The sequence below is a fragment of the Blastomonas sp. UPD001 genome, from assembly GCF_003426715.1.
In the GTDB taxonomy this organism is placed as follows: domain Bacteria; phylum Pseudomonadota; class Alphaproteobacteria; order Sphingomonadales; family Sphingomonadaceae; genus Blastomonas.
Window position 1 is genome coordinate 1,957,588 of record NZ_QKVT01000001.1, and the last position, 15,512, is coordinate 1,973,099.

Annotated in this window: 11 protein-coding genes and 2 pseudogenes; 3 read left to right on the forward strand and 10 right to left on the reverse strand. The window is 67.3% G+C overall.

Translation table 11 applies throughout. The features are described from left to right. The 3 genes from DM995_RS09960 to DM995_RS09970 all read right to left on the reverse strand — a co-directional run. Positions 1-1,344: two-partner secretion domain-containing protein (locus DM995_RS09960; RefSeq protein WP_116969323.1), on the reverse strand; the 1,344-nt coding region annotated here is incomplete at its 3' end. Further along, positions 1,341-3,008: a ShlB/FhaC/HecB family hemolysin secretion/activation protein gene (locus DM995_RS09965; protein WP_198669318.1), complete on the reverse strand. Its 1,668-nt coding sequence runs from the start codon at positions 3,006-3,008 to the stop codon at positions 1,341-1,343. The genes DM995_RS09965 and DM995_RS09960, both read right to left, overlap by 4 nt. A gap of 406 nt (positions 3,009-3,414) precedes the next feature. Then, positions 3,415-4,122 carry a class I SAM-dependent methyltransferase gene (locus tag DM995_RS09970; RefSeq protein ID WP_116969325.1) on the reverse strand — a complete coding sequence of 236 codons (708 nt, stop codon included), beginning with the start codon at positions 4,120-4,122 and terminating at the stop codon, positions 3,415-3,417. Between the two features lie 152 nt (positions 4,123-4,274). On the opposite strand from DM995_RS09970, the gene DM995_RS09975 reads away from it, so the two are divergent. Beyond that, positions 4,275-5,069 (forward strand): enoyl-CoA hydratase/isomerase family protein, encoded by a 795-nt coding sequence (locus DM995_RS09975; protein WP_116969326.1) that lies wholly within the window; start codon positions 4,275-4,277, stop codon positions 5,067-5,069. Between the two features lie 37 nt (positions 5,070-5,106). On the opposite strand, the gene DM995_RS09980 is transcribed toward DM995_RS09975, so the two are convergent. Then, on the reverse strand, positions 5,107-6,780 hold the full coding sequence (locus DM995_RS09980; RefSeq protein WP_116969327.1) for an FAD-dependent oxidoreductase: 1,674 nt from the start codon (positions 6,778-6,780) through the stop codon (positions 5,107-5,109). 175 nt (positions 6,781-6,955) lie between these two features. On the opposite strand from DM995_RS09980, the gene DM995_RS09985 reads away from it, so the two are divergent. Together DM995_RS09985 and DM995_RS09990 are read left to right on the forward strand one after the other, a co-directional pair. Further along, complete coding sequence (locus DM995_RS09985) at positions 6,956-8,131, forward strand: acyl-CoA dehydrogenase family protein (RefSeq protein WP_023837558.1); 1,176 nt, start codon at positions 6,956-6,958, stop codon at positions 8,129-8,131. A gap of 109 nt (positions 8,132-8,240) precedes the next feature. Beyond that, on the forward strand, positions 8,241-9,344 hold the full coding sequence (locus DM995_RS09990; RefSeq protein ID WP_116969328.1) for an acyl-CoA dehydrogenase family protein: 1,104 nt from the start codon (positions 8,241-8,243) through the stop codon (positions 9,342-9,344). 118 nt (positions 9,345-9,462) lie between these two features. Here DM995_RS09990 and DM995_RS09995 read toward each other — a convergent pair. The 6 genes and pseudogenes from DM995_RS09995 to DM995_RS10020 form a co-directional block, all read right to left on the reverse strand. Further along, positions 9,463-10,284: pseudogene (locus tag DM995_RS09995) on the reverse strand (threonine synthase); the annotation flags it as partial. Continuing rightward, a pseudogene (locus DM995_RS10000) lies at positions 10,277-11,401 on the reverse strand (bifunctional folylpolyglutamate synthase/dihydrofolate synthase); the annotation flags it as partial. The pseudogenes DM995_RS10000 and DM995_RS09995, both read right to left, overlap by 8 nt. 266 nt (positions 11,402-11,667) lie before the next feature. Further along, on the reverse strand, positions 11,668-12,525 hold the full coding sequence (gene accD, locus DM995_RS10005; RefSeq protein ID WP_116969329.1) for an acetyl-CoA carboxylase, carboxyltransferase subunit beta: 858 nt from the start codon (positions 12,523-12,525) through the stop codon (positions 11,668-11,670). 14 nt (positions 12,526-12,539) lie between these two features. Further along, positions 12,540-13,346 (reverse strand): tryptophan synthase subunit alpha, encoded by an 807-nt coding sequence (gene trpA / locus DM995_RS10010; protein WP_116970412.1) that lies wholly within the window; start codon positions 13,344-13,346, stop codon positions 12,540-12,542. A gap of 205 nt (positions 13,347-13,551) precedes the next feature. Next, entirely contained in the window at positions 13,552-14,793 is a 1,242-nt protein-coding gene (trpB, locus tag DM995_RS10015) for a tryptophan synthase subunit beta (RefSeq protein WP_116969330.1), read from the reverse strand. After that, complete coding sequence (locus tag DM995_RS10020) at positions 14,768-15,421, reverse strand: phosphoribosylanthranilate isomerase (RefSeq protein WP_116969331.1); 654 nt, start codon at positions 15,419-15,421, stop codon at positions 14,768-14,770. Before DM995_RS10020 ends, trpB begins: the two co-directional genes overlap by 26 nt. Positions 15,422-15,512: the final 91 nt, after the last annotated feature.

A 15,512-nucleotide genomic window follows, 5' to 3' on the forward strand; every position in this document is an offset into this window, starting at 1 on the left:
ATCGCCGGTGTCGATCGCCCGGCGCGTCGTCCTGATATCGACGCTGCCGCCTTTGCCGAGCGCGGCGTTGACCGTGATCCGCCCGGCGAGCGAGAAGCCGCCCGCGTCGAGCCGGATCTTGCCGCCCGCATCCTGGCCGCTCGCGGACAGGATCGATCCGAAGGACAGGAATTCGCTGCCGGTGATATGCGCGGTGCCGCCCGCCTTGCTGCCGTCGAGGTTGATCGTGCCGTCGAGGATCGTGCGCGCCGCGCTGATCGTCAGCGTGCCGCCGGAGCCGCTCGCAGCCATCGCCTGACCCGGTGCGCTGCCGTCGCCGTTCAGCGATCCGACCCAGCCGATCGCGTTCTCCGTATCGCTGGCCTTGCCGCCCTTGCCCTTGGCGCTTCCCGCGGGCGCCGCATTGGTTGCGGACGACAGGTCCATCGCGACATTGCGGCCGACCTGCACCTCGCCCGGCGCAGTGATCGCGACCTTGGCCGCGACCAGCGACACCTTGCCATCGGGGCCGGTCTGCATGCTCGCCGCCTGGGGCGTGCCGATGCGCACCGACTGGTTGACCAGATCGCGCGCCGCCGAGGCGGTGATCAGCACCGATCCGCCGCGTGCATCGACCACGCCGTCGACGCCGACCAGCGCGCCCTTGTCGTCGAGCTTCGTCACCGCGTCACCGACCTGGAAGCGGATCAGATTGTCGCCGTGCAGGTCGAGCGTGAACGCCTGCGCGCCGCCAAAGGCGATGCGCCCCATATGCGCGGTGATAATTCCGTCATTGGCGACCTGCGGCGCGACGAACGCCGCGACGCCCGCATCGCGCACCGTGATGGTGCCGTGGTTGATGACTTTCGCGCCGGCGCGGCCCGGCGTGCCGAAGCGAAGCGCCCCGCCCGCCATGAACGCCTCGTTGCCGATATCGGCACTGGTCGCGACCAGCCCCGCGACATCGACCTTGGCATCCTTGCCGAAGACGATGCCGTTGCCGTTGATCAGATACACCTGACCATTGGCGGTCAGTTCGCCGAGGATCTGGCTGATCTCGGGCCCGGTCACGCGGTTGAGCGCGATCGATCGTGCATTAGGCTGGCGGAAATCGACCCCCTCGCCTGCATCGATCGAGAAATTGTCCCAGTTGATGACGACACGGTCGCTCGCCTGGTCGATCCGCAGCCGGCCGGTCCCCTGGCCATTGATGGTCGCCTGGCCCGCGACCACCTTGCCACCGTTCGGATTGGCATGGGCGGTCTGCGCTGCGGCGAGCGCAAGCCCCGCCACGCCCGTGCGCAGCGCGATCTGCCAGCCGGACAGAGGCCGCGCGCCTTCACCCCGTGTACCGCGCCGGTTCATCGCGTCGCTCCGATCGAGAAGAAGATGCGCGGATCGCTGCTGCCGTCGGGCGTGAAGCGCGCCTTGCCGGGCCAGGCGGCATAGACTTCGCCGAACAGCCCGTAAGGCAGCGCGATGCGCGATCCGCCGCCCGCCGACCACAGCTCCGTCACGCGCAGCTCGGCAAAGTCGAGCCGCCCGCCCTGGCGCAATATGCCCGCATCGACGAACAGGAAGGGCTGCACGGTGACGCCGCCAACGCTCAGCCGATCGTTGACCTCCATCGCGACATTGATGCAATGGTCGCCGCCCGCCGCGCCATAATCATAGGCGCGGCCGAACTGGTCGCCACCGTAATTGCACTCGCGCGACGCCGATGCGCCGCCATTCAGGCCGATCTGCGCTTCGGCATTCACCCGCACCCGCGCCGTGCCATAGAGCGGCGCTGTCCACACCAGCGAGCCGTTGAGCGCGGTGAATTCGGGATCGCCCAGCGTCCGGCTGCGCAGCGGATTGAACCGCCCGGTCGCGCCCAGGCCGTTGATCCCCTGCGACAATCCCAGCCGGAACAGCCCGACGCTGCCATCGGCGGCGGACCAGTCATAGCTGCCGTACAACTCGTAGAAGCGGCTGCGATCGTCGATCAGCGTGACGCCGAAAATGCCGCTGTCCGAATTGATCGCGGTGCCTTCCAGCCCGACGATCAGGCTGGAATTGCGGGTGCGGCGCAGCGGATAGCTGAGCCCTGCGCGGACCACCTCTTCCTCGCCGCGGAACTGCAGGATCGAGAGGAAACCGCGAACCGCACGCGAACGCGCACGCGAATAGCTGACGGTACCGGTCAGCCCGTCGTCGGTGATCGGCGCGCTGTACTGGACATAGCCCGACACGAAGCCGTCGGTCGGTATCGTCGCGCGGACATCGGCCACCAGCTGGTCGCCCGGCACCAGCACCGAATTGGCGGTCGCCCCGGCGCGATACCGCCGCTCGCCCAGATTGTCGCGGATGCGGTTGTCGAACTGCGCCTCGACCTCGAGCGGGTCGAGATTGACCACCACCAGCAGATTGGCCGCGCCGGGCGTCGTTTCGGACGGGCGTACCACCACCGAGACATCGAGACCGCCCAGATCGCCGGTGGTCAGGATCGCGCGCTCGAGTTCGTCGACCATCACCGGGCCGCGCTTGATCAGCGGGGTGAAACGGCGGCGCACCATCTCGGTCAGCCGGGTCTTGCCGACCAGCCCGGCGCTCGACTTGAGCTGGATTTCGAGCGCATCGACGCTGCCCTCGACCACCTGAAGGGTGACCACGCCATTGGCGACATCCTGGGTCGGCACGATGGCGAAGGAGAGGGCAAAACCGGCGTCGGCATAGACGCGCGTGAGCAGGTCGGCGGCGCGGTAGATATCGGCGAGCGTCAGCTCCTGCCCCAGGAACGGCTTGAGCGGCGCCTGCAGCCGATCCTCGTTGAGATAGTTGAAGCCGATGATGCGGAATTTCGTGACGCGCACCTTCTGCGTATCGTCGACGCTGCTCGGGTCGGTGCGCGGGCGATCGATGGTGAAGGGCGTGCGCGGCGTGGAGAGCGGCACCTCCGCCGCACGATTCTCGCGCTCGAACGTGCCGGCGGGCGGGCGCACATTGCCGGGCAGCGCCTGCGCCGCCAGCGGCGCGGGGAGCAGCAAGGCGCCCCCCAGGCCTAGCGCCAGCGCACCGATCGTTACGGCCCGTCGACCGCTTCTTGCATCCAAGGTCCGCCAGCTCGCCATGCGGTTTCAGGTTCCAGTGCCCCGAAGGGAATTGAGAGGGTGCGACCCCATCTCGGAACGTCGGGAATCCGCAGCCGACGACCGGTTAGCAGTCTATCCGACCGGTATTGTGCACCCGATCACAGACAGCCGAAACCGGACGATCGTCCAGTGCAGAAATCCCGCAAGGATAAACCGCTTCCTTGTGAAATCAGCAAACCTCGCCCCTATTCGATGTTAAGCATTGGCACAGCAAAAAGGCAAGAGAATGACAGCCTAAGGTCATGAATTTGAAGATGAGATGTCAATTAACCACAGTTTTTGGGCGGCGGGCGGCCCGGCATCAGCGCGCCTGCGCGGCTGGATTGCGCAACACCAGATTGTCGACGCTGACCGCTTCGGTCCAGTGGCCCGATCGGCGGAACTGGCCGATGCAATTGGGCTCCAGATAGATCACCGATACCGGTTGCGTCAGCGCCTCGAGCCGTTCGACCACCGGGGCCATTACCGCATCGCCGAACGGATCGTAGAAGAAGCAGACCAGGTCGATATCGGCGGGCGGCTCATACGCCCCGGCGTCCATGCAGAGGAACTCGACCGGGGCCGCGAGCGCGCCCCTGCCGGCCATGATGTCGCGATTGCGGTTGGCGATCGCGACCAGTTCGGGCGCGAATTCGACGCCGATCGCGCGAGCGAAGGGAAAGCGCGCCGCCTCGAGCACCGCGCGACCCTTGCCGCAGCCATAATCGATGAACGCGGTGCGCGCGAAATCGACCTTCAGATCGGCAAACCAGGTTGCCATGTTGACGCCGCTGCTCGCCTGATAGCGCCGGGCATGCGCGGCCAGCGCCGGATCGACGCTCAGCGTGTGCAGCTCGCGCATCGCGAAGGTATCGGTGCCCCATTGCGCGTCGAACGCCTGGAAACTGCGGTTCCGGCGGCGCGCCTGCGGGCTCAGCTCGCGCGCATGATAGACGATATTGTGCCCGATCAGCCGCACGATCTCCCCGGCGGATCGGCCCCTGAGGCGCTGGGTGATCGAGGACAGCATTGCGGCAGCACACCTTTGCGGTTGACGTCGGAAGGCCTTTTTCGGCACGCCCTGCCTGTAGCCCGACCCGGCAACGGTTCAAACTGGATTAACCATGATACAGCCGCTGCGACCCATTGCGGGTCATGGGTGGCACGAGAGGACAAGGCCCGATGACTCAACCGATCATGATCACGTCGAACGGCGCGGTGGACACCGTGACGCTCAACCGGCCGGAAGCGCTGAACGCGATGGACGAGCCGATGATCATGGCGCTGCAGGATTATTTCCGCGGCCTTCCGGACCGGCACACGGTGCGCGTCGTCATCCTGCGCGCCGAGGGCCGGGCGTTCTGCGCCGGGCTCGACCTCAAGGGATGGAGTCCGCGCGAGGGCGAGGGCGCGGTGCATGGCGGCTGGCGCACCCAGCGCGCGATCGCCACGGTGATGCAGCTGATGCGTGCCTGTCCGCAGCCGATCATCGCCTGCGCGCAAGGCGCGGCGTGCGGCGGCGGCATGTCGCTGCTGCTCGCAAGCGACGTGCGCTATTGCACCCCCGATTTCCGCATGAACGCGGCCTATATCCGCATCGGCCTGGGCGGCTGCGACATGGGGTCGAGCTATTTCCTGCCGCGGCTGGTGGGCAGCTCGCTCGCTGCCGAGATGATCCTGTCGGGCCGCTTCGTCGGCGCGGAGCGCGCGCTTTCCGCCGGGTTCGTCAGCGAGATCGCCGCGCCGGACGAGCTGCTCGCCAGGGCCGAGGCGCTCGCCGCCGACATGCTGCTGGCGAGCCCGATGGGGCTGAGGCTCAGCAAGGATGCGCTCAACCGCAATATCGACGCGCCCGGCTTCGAGGCGGCGCTGGCGCTCGAGGATCGCCAGCAGATTCTGCTCAGCATGACCGAGGATTATGCCGAAGCGCGCCGCGCATTCATGGAAAAGCGCGCGCCGGAGTTCAAGGATCGGTGACAGCAAAATCCTCCCACAGCTTGCTGGGGGAGGATTTCTATTTCGCGCACCCCATCGCGTCGGTCTTCTGCCGCTCGATGAAGCGGTGCACCGCCTGGATCACCACCGATCCCTCGCCGACGCCCGAGGCGACGCGCTTGACCGAGCCCGAGCGGACATCGCCGACCGCAAACAGGCCAGGGCGGCTGGTCTCGAACGGCGAGCAGCCGTCGCCGGTCAGGATGAACCCGGCCTCGTCGAGCCTGGCGCAGCCCTGCAGCCAGTCCGAACAGGGCTGCGCGCCGATCATCACGAACAAGGCGCCCGCCTCGATCCGCGTCTCGTCGCCGCTGCGCCGGTCGCGCCAGGCGAGCCCTTCCAGATGCGTGTCGCCCGACAGCGCGGTGACCTCGCTATACGGATGCAGCGTGATCGCCTCCGAGGCCATGATCCGGTCGATCAGATAGCTCGACATGGTCGCCGCAAGCCCCTCGCTGCGCACCAGGATGTGCACGTGCGCGGCAAAGCGCGACATATAGACCGCCGCCTGCCCCGCCGAATTGCCGCCGCCGACCACCACGACCGCGCGGTTCGCGCAGAGCTGCGCCTCCATCGCGGTCGCGGCATAATAGACGCCTGCGCCCTCGAACCGGGCGTAATCGGGCAGATCGAGCTTGCGGTAGCGCGCGCCGGTGGCCGCGACCACCGCGCGCGCTTCGGCCACCGTGCCGTCCTCGAGCTGCAAGCGGAAATGGCCGCCGCTGCAATCGAGCCCCGTCGCCGCGCGCGAGACCGCGAGCCGCGCGCCGAATTTCTGCGCCTGCACCTGCGCGCGGCCCGCGAGCGCCTGGCCGGAAATGCCGGTGGGAAAGCCCAGATAATTCTCGATCTTGCTGCTCGTCCCCGCCTGGCCGCCGGGCGCGGTCGATTCGACGATCAGCGTGTCGAGCCCTTCGGACGCGGCATAGACCGCCGCCGCCAGCCCCGCCGGCCCTGCCCCGACGACGATCAGATCGTGCAGCCGCTGCTGGTCGATCGCGATCGCGACGCCGAGCGCATCGGCGAGATCGTGCGTGCTCGGGTTGCGCAGAATCTGCTCTTCGGAAATCACCACCGGCAGGTCGCCATCGCTGAGGCCGAAACCCTCCAGAAACGCCGCCGCATCGGGATCGGTCGACGAATCGATCGTGCGGTGCGGATAGCCGTTGCGCGTCAGGAAGGCGTTGATCCGCACCGTGTCGGCGCTGCGCGCCGGGCCGACCAGGGTCACCGCGCCCTGCTGATGCTGCATCAACGCGACGCGGCGCAGGATGAAGGCGCGCATGATGATCTCGCCGATATCGGGTTCGGCAACGATCAACCGCCGGAAATCGGCGCGCGGCACGCGGATCACCTCGGTCGGCCCCGATGCGCGTCCGCTGACCAGGATCTTGCGGTCATTGAACAGGTCGAGCTCGCCGGTGAACTGGCGCGCGCAATGGCGGTGGACGATACCTTCCTCGCCATGATCGCCATGATCGATGATCTCGATCTCGCCGGTGCAGACGAGGAAGAAATCGACCGCGCGTTCGCCGCGATGGAAGACATAATCGCCGTCTGCCAGCGCCTCGTGCAGGCCGAAACGCGCGATTCGGCCCGCCATGTCCTCGCTCAGCACCGGGAAGGTCTGCTCGAGCCGGGCATAGGGATCGCTGCTGTCGACCGGCTGCGCACTCGGTGCGGAATTGCCCATTTCCTGCGTCCTTTCGCCTGACCTTAGTGCGCCGTAGCGTCAGCCCCGGCACCGCAAGGATGAGCCTATCATGCTATCGCGCCAATGCGTCAGTTTCTTGGCATCGCGGCTTGCATTTGGGTGTCGGGGGTGCAGACTGGCATCCAACAAATCCGTTCAGGACAAGGTGAGGATCATGACCGAAGACGAAGACCTGGAGAGCTTCCGCGCCGAGGTTCGCGCGTTTCTCGATGCCGAGCTGCCCCCCGAAAAGCGCTTCGCCGCCGACGGCTTTGCCAATAGCAGCAAGGAGCTGACCGCCTGGTGGCAGGGCGTCAAGGCGAAGCGCGGTTGGGGTGCACCCGGCTGGCCCAAGCAATATGGTGGCTGCGAATGGTCACTCGCCAAGAAGCGCATCTTTGCCGATGAATCGACCAAGGCGGGCGCGCCCTCCTACAGCCCGTTCGGCCTCACCATGGTCGGCCCGGTCATCTACACTTTCGGCACCGAGGAGCAGAAGGCCGAGCATCTGCCGCACATTCTCAACGGCACCCGCTTCTGGTGCCAGGGCTATTCGGAGCCCGGCGCGGGATCGGACCTGGCCAGCCTGAAGACGCGCGCGGTGCGCGATGGCGACCATTATGTCGTCAACGGCCAGAAGACCTGGACGACGCAGGGCCACTGGGCCGACTGGATCTTCTGCCTGGTGCGCACCAATACCGAGGTGAAGCAGCAGAACGGCATCTCGTTCCTGCTCATCGACATGAACACGCCCGGCATCGAGGTCCGCCCGATCCGCACGATCGATGGCATGCATCATCTCAACGAGGTGTTCTTCACCGATGTGCGCGTGCCGGTGAAGAACCTGGTCGGCAACGAGAATGACGGCTGGACCTATGCCAAGTTCCTGCTCGGCAACGAGCGTGCCGGGATTGCCGGGGTCGCCCGCACCACGGGCGACCTTGTCCGGCTGCGCGAATGGGCCAGCTCGGTCGAGCATTTCATCAACCCGCCGATCAACGATCCGGTGATCGCGCAGCGGCTCGATTCGCTCGAGCAGCGGCTGGCCAAGCTGGCGGCGCTCGAGGCGCGCGCGCTCGAAGCCCCCAGCCAGTCGGCCGAGGCGATGCGGCTGGTCGCGCCCTTGAAGCTGCTCGGCACCGAGCTGTCGCAGGACGTGTCCGAACTGGCGCTGGACATTGCGGGCCCTGCCGCGCTGCCGCGTCCGGCGAACGACCCGGTCCATCCCTATGGCCATGAAGGCGAGCACGCGATGTCGGTCTTCCTCTTCGGCCGCGCCCAGTCGATCTATGGCGGCACCAACGAGGTGCAGAAGAACATTCTCGCCAAGATGATGGCCGCAGGGATCTGAGGACCAGGCACCCCTTCCGTTTGTCCCGAGCGAAGTCGAGGGACGTGCGCATCAGACCTGGCGCGGATCAGCTGATCCGCGCCAGGTGGATATTCAGGATTTCACACCCATGTTCGCACCCAATGATGACCAGCAGCTGCTGATCGACAGCGCCCGCCGCTTCACCCAGAAACATTATGCCGATGACAGGCTCGGCCAGATGGGCGAGAGCCCGCTCAACACCGCGCTCTGGTCCGAGATGGCCGAGGCCGGATGGCTGATGCTGCCCTTTTCCGAGGCCGATGGCGGTCTGCAGCCCGAGGGCCAGTCGGGTCTGGGCGATTGCGTCAGCTTGTTCGAGGTGCTGGGCGAAGGCCTGGTGGTCGAACCGGTGCTCGCGAGCACCATCCTGGCCGGCGGCCTGATCGCCGCGAGCCCGGACTCGCAGAGCCGCAGCGACCTGATCGAGAGCATCGTCTCGGGCGGCGCGCCGGTGGGCGTGGCGCTGCATGAACCGCGCGCGCGGCACGACATCTGGTATTGCGAGGCCAAGGCCAGCAAGAGCGGCGACGGCTGGACGCTCACCGGCCACAAGTCGCTCGCCCATGGTGCGGCGGCGGCCGAAACGATCATCGTGCTCGCGCGGATCGAGGGCGAGCCGGGCAGCGGTCCGGCGGGCCTCGGCCTGTTCCTCGTCCCCGCCGATGGCGCTGGCGTCACCGTCATCCCCTATCGCCTGCGCGACGATCACTGGGTCGCCGATGTGAAGCTCGAGAGCGCGGCGCTCGGCGCGGATGCGCTGCTGCTCGGCCCAGGCGCGGCAGCCCAAGCGCTCGAAAAGGTGATCGACAAGGCGCGGCTGCTGCTCGCGGCCGAAGGCACCGGGATCATGCGCCGCGTGTGCCTCGCCACCCAGGCCTATACCATGGACCGCAAGCAGTTCGGCGTGCCGCTCGCCTCGTTCCAGGTGCTCCAGCACCGCATGGTCGACATGCAGGTCGCCTTCGATCAGGCGCGCTCGCTGGTCTATGAGGCGGTGACGCACGATGCTGCCGGCGATGCCGAAGCCGCGACCCGCGCCGCGCGCGCCGCCTATCGCGCGGTCAGCGAGGATGGGGTCGAGGTCGGCAAGCAGGCGATCCAGCTGCACGGCGGCATGGGCATGTCCGAGGAACTGCCGCTCGGCCGCGCGCTGCGCCGGCTGCTCGCGATCCGCCAGGCGTTTCCGCTTTAAGCTGTTGGACTGAGCCAATCGCCGTCATCCCCGCGAAAGCGGGGGCCCCGCTTCTGTGCAAGTCTGGCTGACGAAGCGGGATTCCCGCACTCGCGGGAATGACGGGAATGGCGGAAACCTAGAGCGCGTCGAAATCAATTGGCGCGTGGCGATCGAGCGTGCGCGAGTCATCGGGCATCGGGTATTTGAGGCCCGTCGCGCAGTTGAACAGCACCACCCGGTCGCTTTTGCCCACCAGCCCGGCGGCGAGCGCATCGTGATAGGCCGCGAGCGTCGCGCCGCCTTCGGGGCAGAGCAGCAGTCCGTCCTGTTTCGCCGCCTGCACCACCGCGCGCTCGATCGCTTCATCGTCCACCGCCAGCGCCCTGCCGCCGCTTTCGCGCACCGCACGCAGGATCAGGAAATCGCCCACGGCGCGCGGCACGCGGATGCCCGCCGCGATGGTCTCGGCATTTTCCCAGCGCTCGGCATGCTCGACCCCGTCGTCGAACGCCTTGACGATCGGCGCGCAGCCTGCAGCCTGGACCGCGAACATCTTCGGCCGCGCGGGGCCGATCCAGCCCAGGGCCTCGAGCTCGTCGAACGCCTTCCACATGCCGATCAGCCCGGTGCCGCCCCCGGTGGGATAGAAGATCGCATCGGGCAACTGCCAGCCGAACTGCGCGGCGAGCTCCAGTCCCATCGTCTTCTTCCCCTCGATCCGGTACGGCTCCTTGAGCGTCGAGACGTCGTACCAGCGCCCCTGTTTCGCGCCCTCGGCGACGATCGCGCCGCAATCGTCGATCAGCCCGTTGACCCGCCAGACGCGCGCGCCCTGCAGCGCGATCTCGCGCACGTTGATCTCGGGCGTGTCGTCGGGGCAGAAGACCACCGTCTCGATGCCGCAGCGCCTCGCATAGGCGGCGAGCGCCGCGCCCGCATTGCCGTTGGTCGGCATCGACGCTGGCGAGATGCGGCTCGAGCGGGCCGAGCAGGGCGCCGGGCTGCTTGTTCGACAGCATGCCGATGATCAAATGCACCTTCCCGCCCATGGCCGCGACATGCCGCGCCAGCGCCGCGCCGGCGTCGGGATTGTGCCCGCCATCGAGCCAGACCGGCTCGTCGGTACCGAGCAACTGGACGAGGGGACCATTGTTCAGCCGCTGCATCCGTGCGGGCCATTCGGCCCAGCCCATCGCAGCGCTCAAGGCGCTGTCGGGGATGCTGAGCGCGCTCTGGTGGCGGATCATCGCGACCGCGAGCGCGGCATTGTCCGCCTGGTGCGCGCCGGGCAGGCGCGGCACGGGCAGGCTGAGCTTGCCGTCGAGATCGCGATAATGCAGCCGCCCCTGATAGAGCGCCGCGTCCCAGTCCTCGCCCCGCGCCTTGACATAGGCGCCCGCGCGCATCGCCTGGCCCGCGATCGCACCCATCATGCCGATGGCATATTTCTGGATGACGAGCGGCACGCCTTGCTTGGCGATGCCCGCCTTCTCGAACGCGATCCGTTCGAGCGGAATCTCGGGCGTGCCGTCCTCCGGCGCGAGCAGGAAGGCCTCGTGATCGATGCCGAGCGCCGCGATGCCGCACACCGCAGGCGCGGGCAGCACATTGGTCGCATCGAGCCTGCCGCCGAGGCCCACCTCGATCACGCACGCGTCGGCGGGCGTCTCGGCAAAGGCGAGGAACGCGGCGGCGGTGGTCACCTCGAAAAAGCTGGCGTTGATGCCCTCGGCGATGTCGAGCACGCGCGCGAGATAATCGGCGAGCGCCTCGTCCGCGATCAGCCGCCCGGCAAGCCGGATGCGCTCGTTGAAGCGCACCAGATGCGGACTGGTATAGACATGGCAGGTCAGGCCCGAAGCCTCGATCGCGGCGCGCAGGAAAGCGCAGGTCGATCCCTTGCCGTTGGTCCCCGCGACATGGAAGACCGGTGCCAGGCGCAGATGCGGATTGCCCAGGCGATCGAGCAGCGCGGTGATCCGCTCCAGCCCCAGCACATCGCGCCCCGGCGACAAGGCGGCAAGCCGGTCGAGCTGCGTCTGGACGCCGGAATGGGAAGAGATGGCGTGGTCCATTACGCTCTCCCCTCCCGCTTGCGGGAGGGGCAGGTCCGGCTTGCCGGACCGGGGTGGGCCATTAAGGGCACTCGGCTTGCCGGACCGGGATGAGCAGAGATGGCGTGGTCCACCTTAAAATCCTCCCCTGAAAGGGGAGGGGGACCGCGAAGCGGTGGAGGGGTGTCCACATCTGCGCGAGGGTGACACCCCTCCGTCTCGCCTGCGGCGATCCACCTCCCCTTGCTGGGGAGGATTTGTGTTGTTCGCGCCCACCGCCCTTGCGCTTATGCCGCCGCCTTGGCCGCCATCAGATAGTCGATCACGCTGCCCAGCCGTTCGCGCAGGTCCTTGCGTTCGACCACCATGTCGAGCATCCCGTGCTCGAGCAGATATTCGGAGCGCTGGAAGCCTTCGGGCAGCTTCTCCCGGATCGTCTGCTCGATCACGCGCTGTCCGGCAAAGCCGATCAGCGCATTGGGCTCGGCCATCTGGATGTCGCCCAGCATCGCGTAGCTCGCGGTGACGCCGCCGGTGGTCGGGTCGGTCAGCACGACGATATAGGGCAGGCCCGCCGCGTGCAGGCGGCTGATCGCGACGGTGCTGCGCGGCATCTGCATCAGCGAGAGGATGCCTTCCTGCATGCGCGCGCCGCCCGCTGCGGTGAAGATGACATAGGGGCATTTCTCGGCGATCGCGCGCTCGGTGCCGCGGATGAACGCCTCGCCCACCGCCATGCCCATCGACCCGCCCATGAAGGCGAAATCCTGCACGCCGACCACCGCCTTGTGCCCCTGGATGCGACCCAATGCATTGGTCAGCGCGTCGGTGGCGGTGCCCGCCGCGCGCGCGGCCTTGATGCGATCGACATATTTCTTGCTGTCGCGGAACTTGAGCGGGTCTTCCTTGACCACCGGCGCGGGCAGCTCTTCCCAGATCTTGTCGTCGAACAGCATCGCAAAGCGCGTCTGCGCGCCGATGCGTTCGTGGTGATTGCATTTCGGGCAGACCGACAGATTGTCCTCGAACTCCTTGGCGAACACCATCTCGCCGCAGGCCTTGCACTTGTGCCACAGATTGTCGGGCGTGGTGTCGCGCTTGGCGATCAGCGGAATCGAATTGCGGACACGGCTGAACCAGCTCATGGGGGATGCTCCTGTCAGGCGTTCGTGGTTTGGCGGGCGGCGGCGATGGCGGTGCTGAGGCTGCGGATATAGTCGCGCACCGGGCCAGCTGCCGCGCTGCCATGCTGGGCGATAATGTCCACGATCGCGCTACCGACGACGACGCCATCGGCGACGCGCGCGATGGCGGCGGCCTGCTCCGGCGTGCGCACGCCGAAGCCCACGGCGACGGGCAGGTCTGTCGAGGCCTTGAGCCGCGTCAGCGCTTCCTCGATGCTCGCCTGTGCCGCCTGCTGCTTGCCGGTGATCCCGGCGACCGAGACATAATAGAGGAACCCGCCCGCGCCTTCGAGCACGGCGGGCAGCCGTGCGGCATCGGTGGTGGGCGTGGCGAGGCGGATCGGCGCGATACTCTTGGCGCGGAGTGCCGGGCCGAGCGCGGCGTCTTCCTCCGCCGGAATATCGACGCAGATGACGCCATCGACGCCTGAGGCGGCGCAGGCATCGGCAAACCATTCGGGTCCGCGCCGGGTCATCGGGTTGGCATAGCCCATCAGCACCAGCGGTACGTTCGCGTGACGGCTACGGAAATCGGCGGCGATTGCCAAGATGTCGGCAGTCCGGGTGCCAGCTGCGAGCGAGCGCAGGTTCGCCGCCTGGATCGCGGGGCCATCGGCCATCGGGTCGGTGAACGGCATGCCCAGTTCGATGACATCCGCACCGCCCTCGACGAGGGCGTCGAGGATCGCGGGCGTGGCCGCGGGCGCGGGATCGCCCGCGGTGACGAAGCACACGAGCGCCGCGCGGTCGGCGGGGAAGGCGGAGGATAATCTGGCGGCCATCATCCCTCTCCCTTGACGGGAGAGGGCTGCGCAGACTTGGTGAGCGCAGCGAACCTAGTCGAAGCTGGGTGAGGGTGAGGCGGGTGCAGCGCAGCCGGACGGCTTCGCGCAGACCCCCTCATCCAACTGCGCCTAGCTGCCTGCGGCAGCAAGGCTCCGTATCCTTCCCCCTCCAGGGGGGAAGGGTTTGCTTGCGTTGCCACGCTCACATCTCCACTCCCAGCTTGTCTGCCACGGTGAAGATGTCCTTGTCGCCGCGTCCGCACAGGTTGGCGAGGATGATCTGGTCGTGGTCCATGGTCGCGGCGACCTTGGCCACTGCGGCGATCGCGTGGCTCGGCTCCAGCGCGGGGATGATGCCCTCGGTGCGGCAGAGCAGCTGGAACGCGTCCAGCGCCTCGTCATCGGTGATCGCGGTATATTCGACACGGCCCATGTCCTTGAGCCAGGCATGTTCGGGGCCGATGCCGGGATAGTCGAGACCAGCGCTGATCGAATGGCCCTCGGTGATCTGGCCGTCCTCGTCCTGCAGCAGATAGGTCTTGTTGCCGTGCAGGATGCCGGGAAAGCCGCCGAGCAGGCTGGCAGCGTGCTGGTCGCCGTCGAGGCCATAGCCCGCCGCCTCGACGCCGAGCATCTTGACCTGATCGTCGAGGAAGGGGTGGAACAGACCCAGCGCGTTCGATCCGCCGCCGATCGCCGCGACCAGCAGGTCGGGCAGGCGGCCGGTGCGCGCCAGCATCTGTTCGCGCGCTTCCTTGCCGATCACGCTCTGGAAATCGCGGACCAGTTCCGGATAGGGGTGCGGACCGGCGGCGGTGCCGATGATGTAGAAGGTGTCGTGGACGTTCGCGACCCAGTCGCGCAGACCTTCGTTCATCGCGTCCTTGAGCGTCGCCGCGCCTGAGGTCACCGGCACGACCTCTGCACCCAGGAGCTTCATGCGGAACACGTTGGGCTGTTGCCGCGCGACGTCGGTCGCGCCCATATAGATGACGCAGGGCAGGCCGAAGCGCGCGCAGACGGTGGCGGTGGCAACGCCGTGCTGGCCCGCGCCGGTCTCGGCGATGATCCGCGTTTTGCCCATGCGCATCGCGAGCAGGATCTGGCCGATGCAGTTGTTGATCTTGTGCGCGCCGGTATGGTTCAGCTCGTCGCGCTTGAACCAGACCTGTGCGCCCTTGCCCTCCGGTGCGTCCTTGCGCAGTTCCTCGGTCAGCCGCTCGGCATAATAAAGCGGGCTGGGCCTTCCGACATAATGTTCGAGCAGGTCGTCGAACTCGGCCTGGAACGCGGGATCGGCTTTCGCGGCCCGGTAGTGCTTCTCCAGATCGAGCACCAGGGGCATCAGGGTTTCGGCAACATAGCGCCCGCCGAACTGGCCGAAATGGCCCTGTGCGTCGGGTTGATTGCGATAGCTGTTAAGCTGGGTTGCGGTGTTGGTCATGGTCGCGAACCGCTTGGCAAAAGCGGGCGATCTTGTCCATATCTTTGACTCCCGGCTCGCTTTCCACGCCCGAGGAGACGTCGACCAGCGGCGCCCTGGTCGCGGCGAGCGCAAAGCCGACATTGTCCGGGTCGAGCCCGCCCGCCAGACCCCAGGGCAGAGCGTGCTGATGCCCCTTGAGCAGCGTCCAGTTGGCGACGGTGCCGTTGCCGCCGGGCAGCGCCTGGGCGGGGGAATCGAACAGCAGCCGGTCGGCCTGGCCATCGAAGCGGCGCGCATTGACCAGCGTTTCGGCGCTGCGCAGGCCGAGCGCCTTCCACACCTCGACCGGCATGTGCTGCTTCACGATCCCCAGCCATTCGGGCTTTTCGGAGCCGTGGAACTGGATGACATCGGGCCGCACCGTGCGCTGCGCGCGCTGCGTCAGTTCGGGCGAGGCGTTGACGAGCAGCAGCACCACCTGGACGTGGCTTGGCGCGCTGCGACGCAGCTCGGCCGCCTGTTCGAGCGTGACATGGCGCGGGCTCTTCTCGAAATGGACGAGGCCGATATGGCTCGCCCCTTCGCGCGCGGCGGTATCGATCGCCGCTTCGGTGGAAAGTCCGCAGATCTTGATGAGGGTGGTCATGTTACCTTCGTTTCCCGTGTCTCGTCATTCCCGCGAAAGCGGGAATCCCGCTTTGCTGCTACCTGGCGCAAAAGCGGGACCCCCGCCTTCG

Excerpts from the sequence above, each read along its gene's own strand:
- DM995_RS09970 (WP_116969325.1), bottom strand. The coding sequence starts at position 4,122 with ATGCTGTCCTCGATCACCCAGCGCCTCAGGGGCCGATCCGCCGGGGAG.
- DM995_RS09975 (WP_116969326.1), top strand. The coding sequence starts at position 4,275 with ATGACTCAACCGATCATGATCACGTCGAACGGCGCGGTGGACACCGTG.
- DM995_RS09980 (WP_116969327.1), bottom strand. The coding sequence starts at position 6,780 with ATGGGCAATTCCGCACCGAGTGCGCAGCCGGTCGACAGCAGCGATCCC.
- DM995_RS09985 (WP_023837558.1), top strand. The coding sequence starts at position 6,956 with ATGACCGAAGACGAAGACCTGGAGAGCTTCCGCGCCGAGGTTCGCGCG.
- DM995_RS09990 (WP_116969328.1), top strand. The coding sequence starts at position 8,241 with ATGTTCGCACCCAATGATGACCAGCAGCTGCTGATCGACAGCGCCCGC.
- accD (WP_116969329.1), bottom strand. The coding sequence starts at position 12,525 with ATGAGCTGGTTCAGCCGTGTCCGCAATTCGATTCCGCTGATCGCCAAG.
- trpA (WP_116970412.1), bottom strand. The coding sequence starts at position 13,346 with ATGGCCGCCAGATTATCCTCCGCCTTCCCCGCCGACCGCGCGGCGCTC.
- trpB (WP_116969330.1), bottom strand. The coding sequence starts at position 14,793 with ATGACCAACACCGCAACCCAGCTTAACAGCTATCGCAATCAACCCGAC.
- DM995_RS10020 (WP_116969331.1), bottom strand. The coding sequence starts at position 15,421 with ATGACCACCCTCATCAAGATCTGCGGACTTTCCACCGAAGCGGCGATC.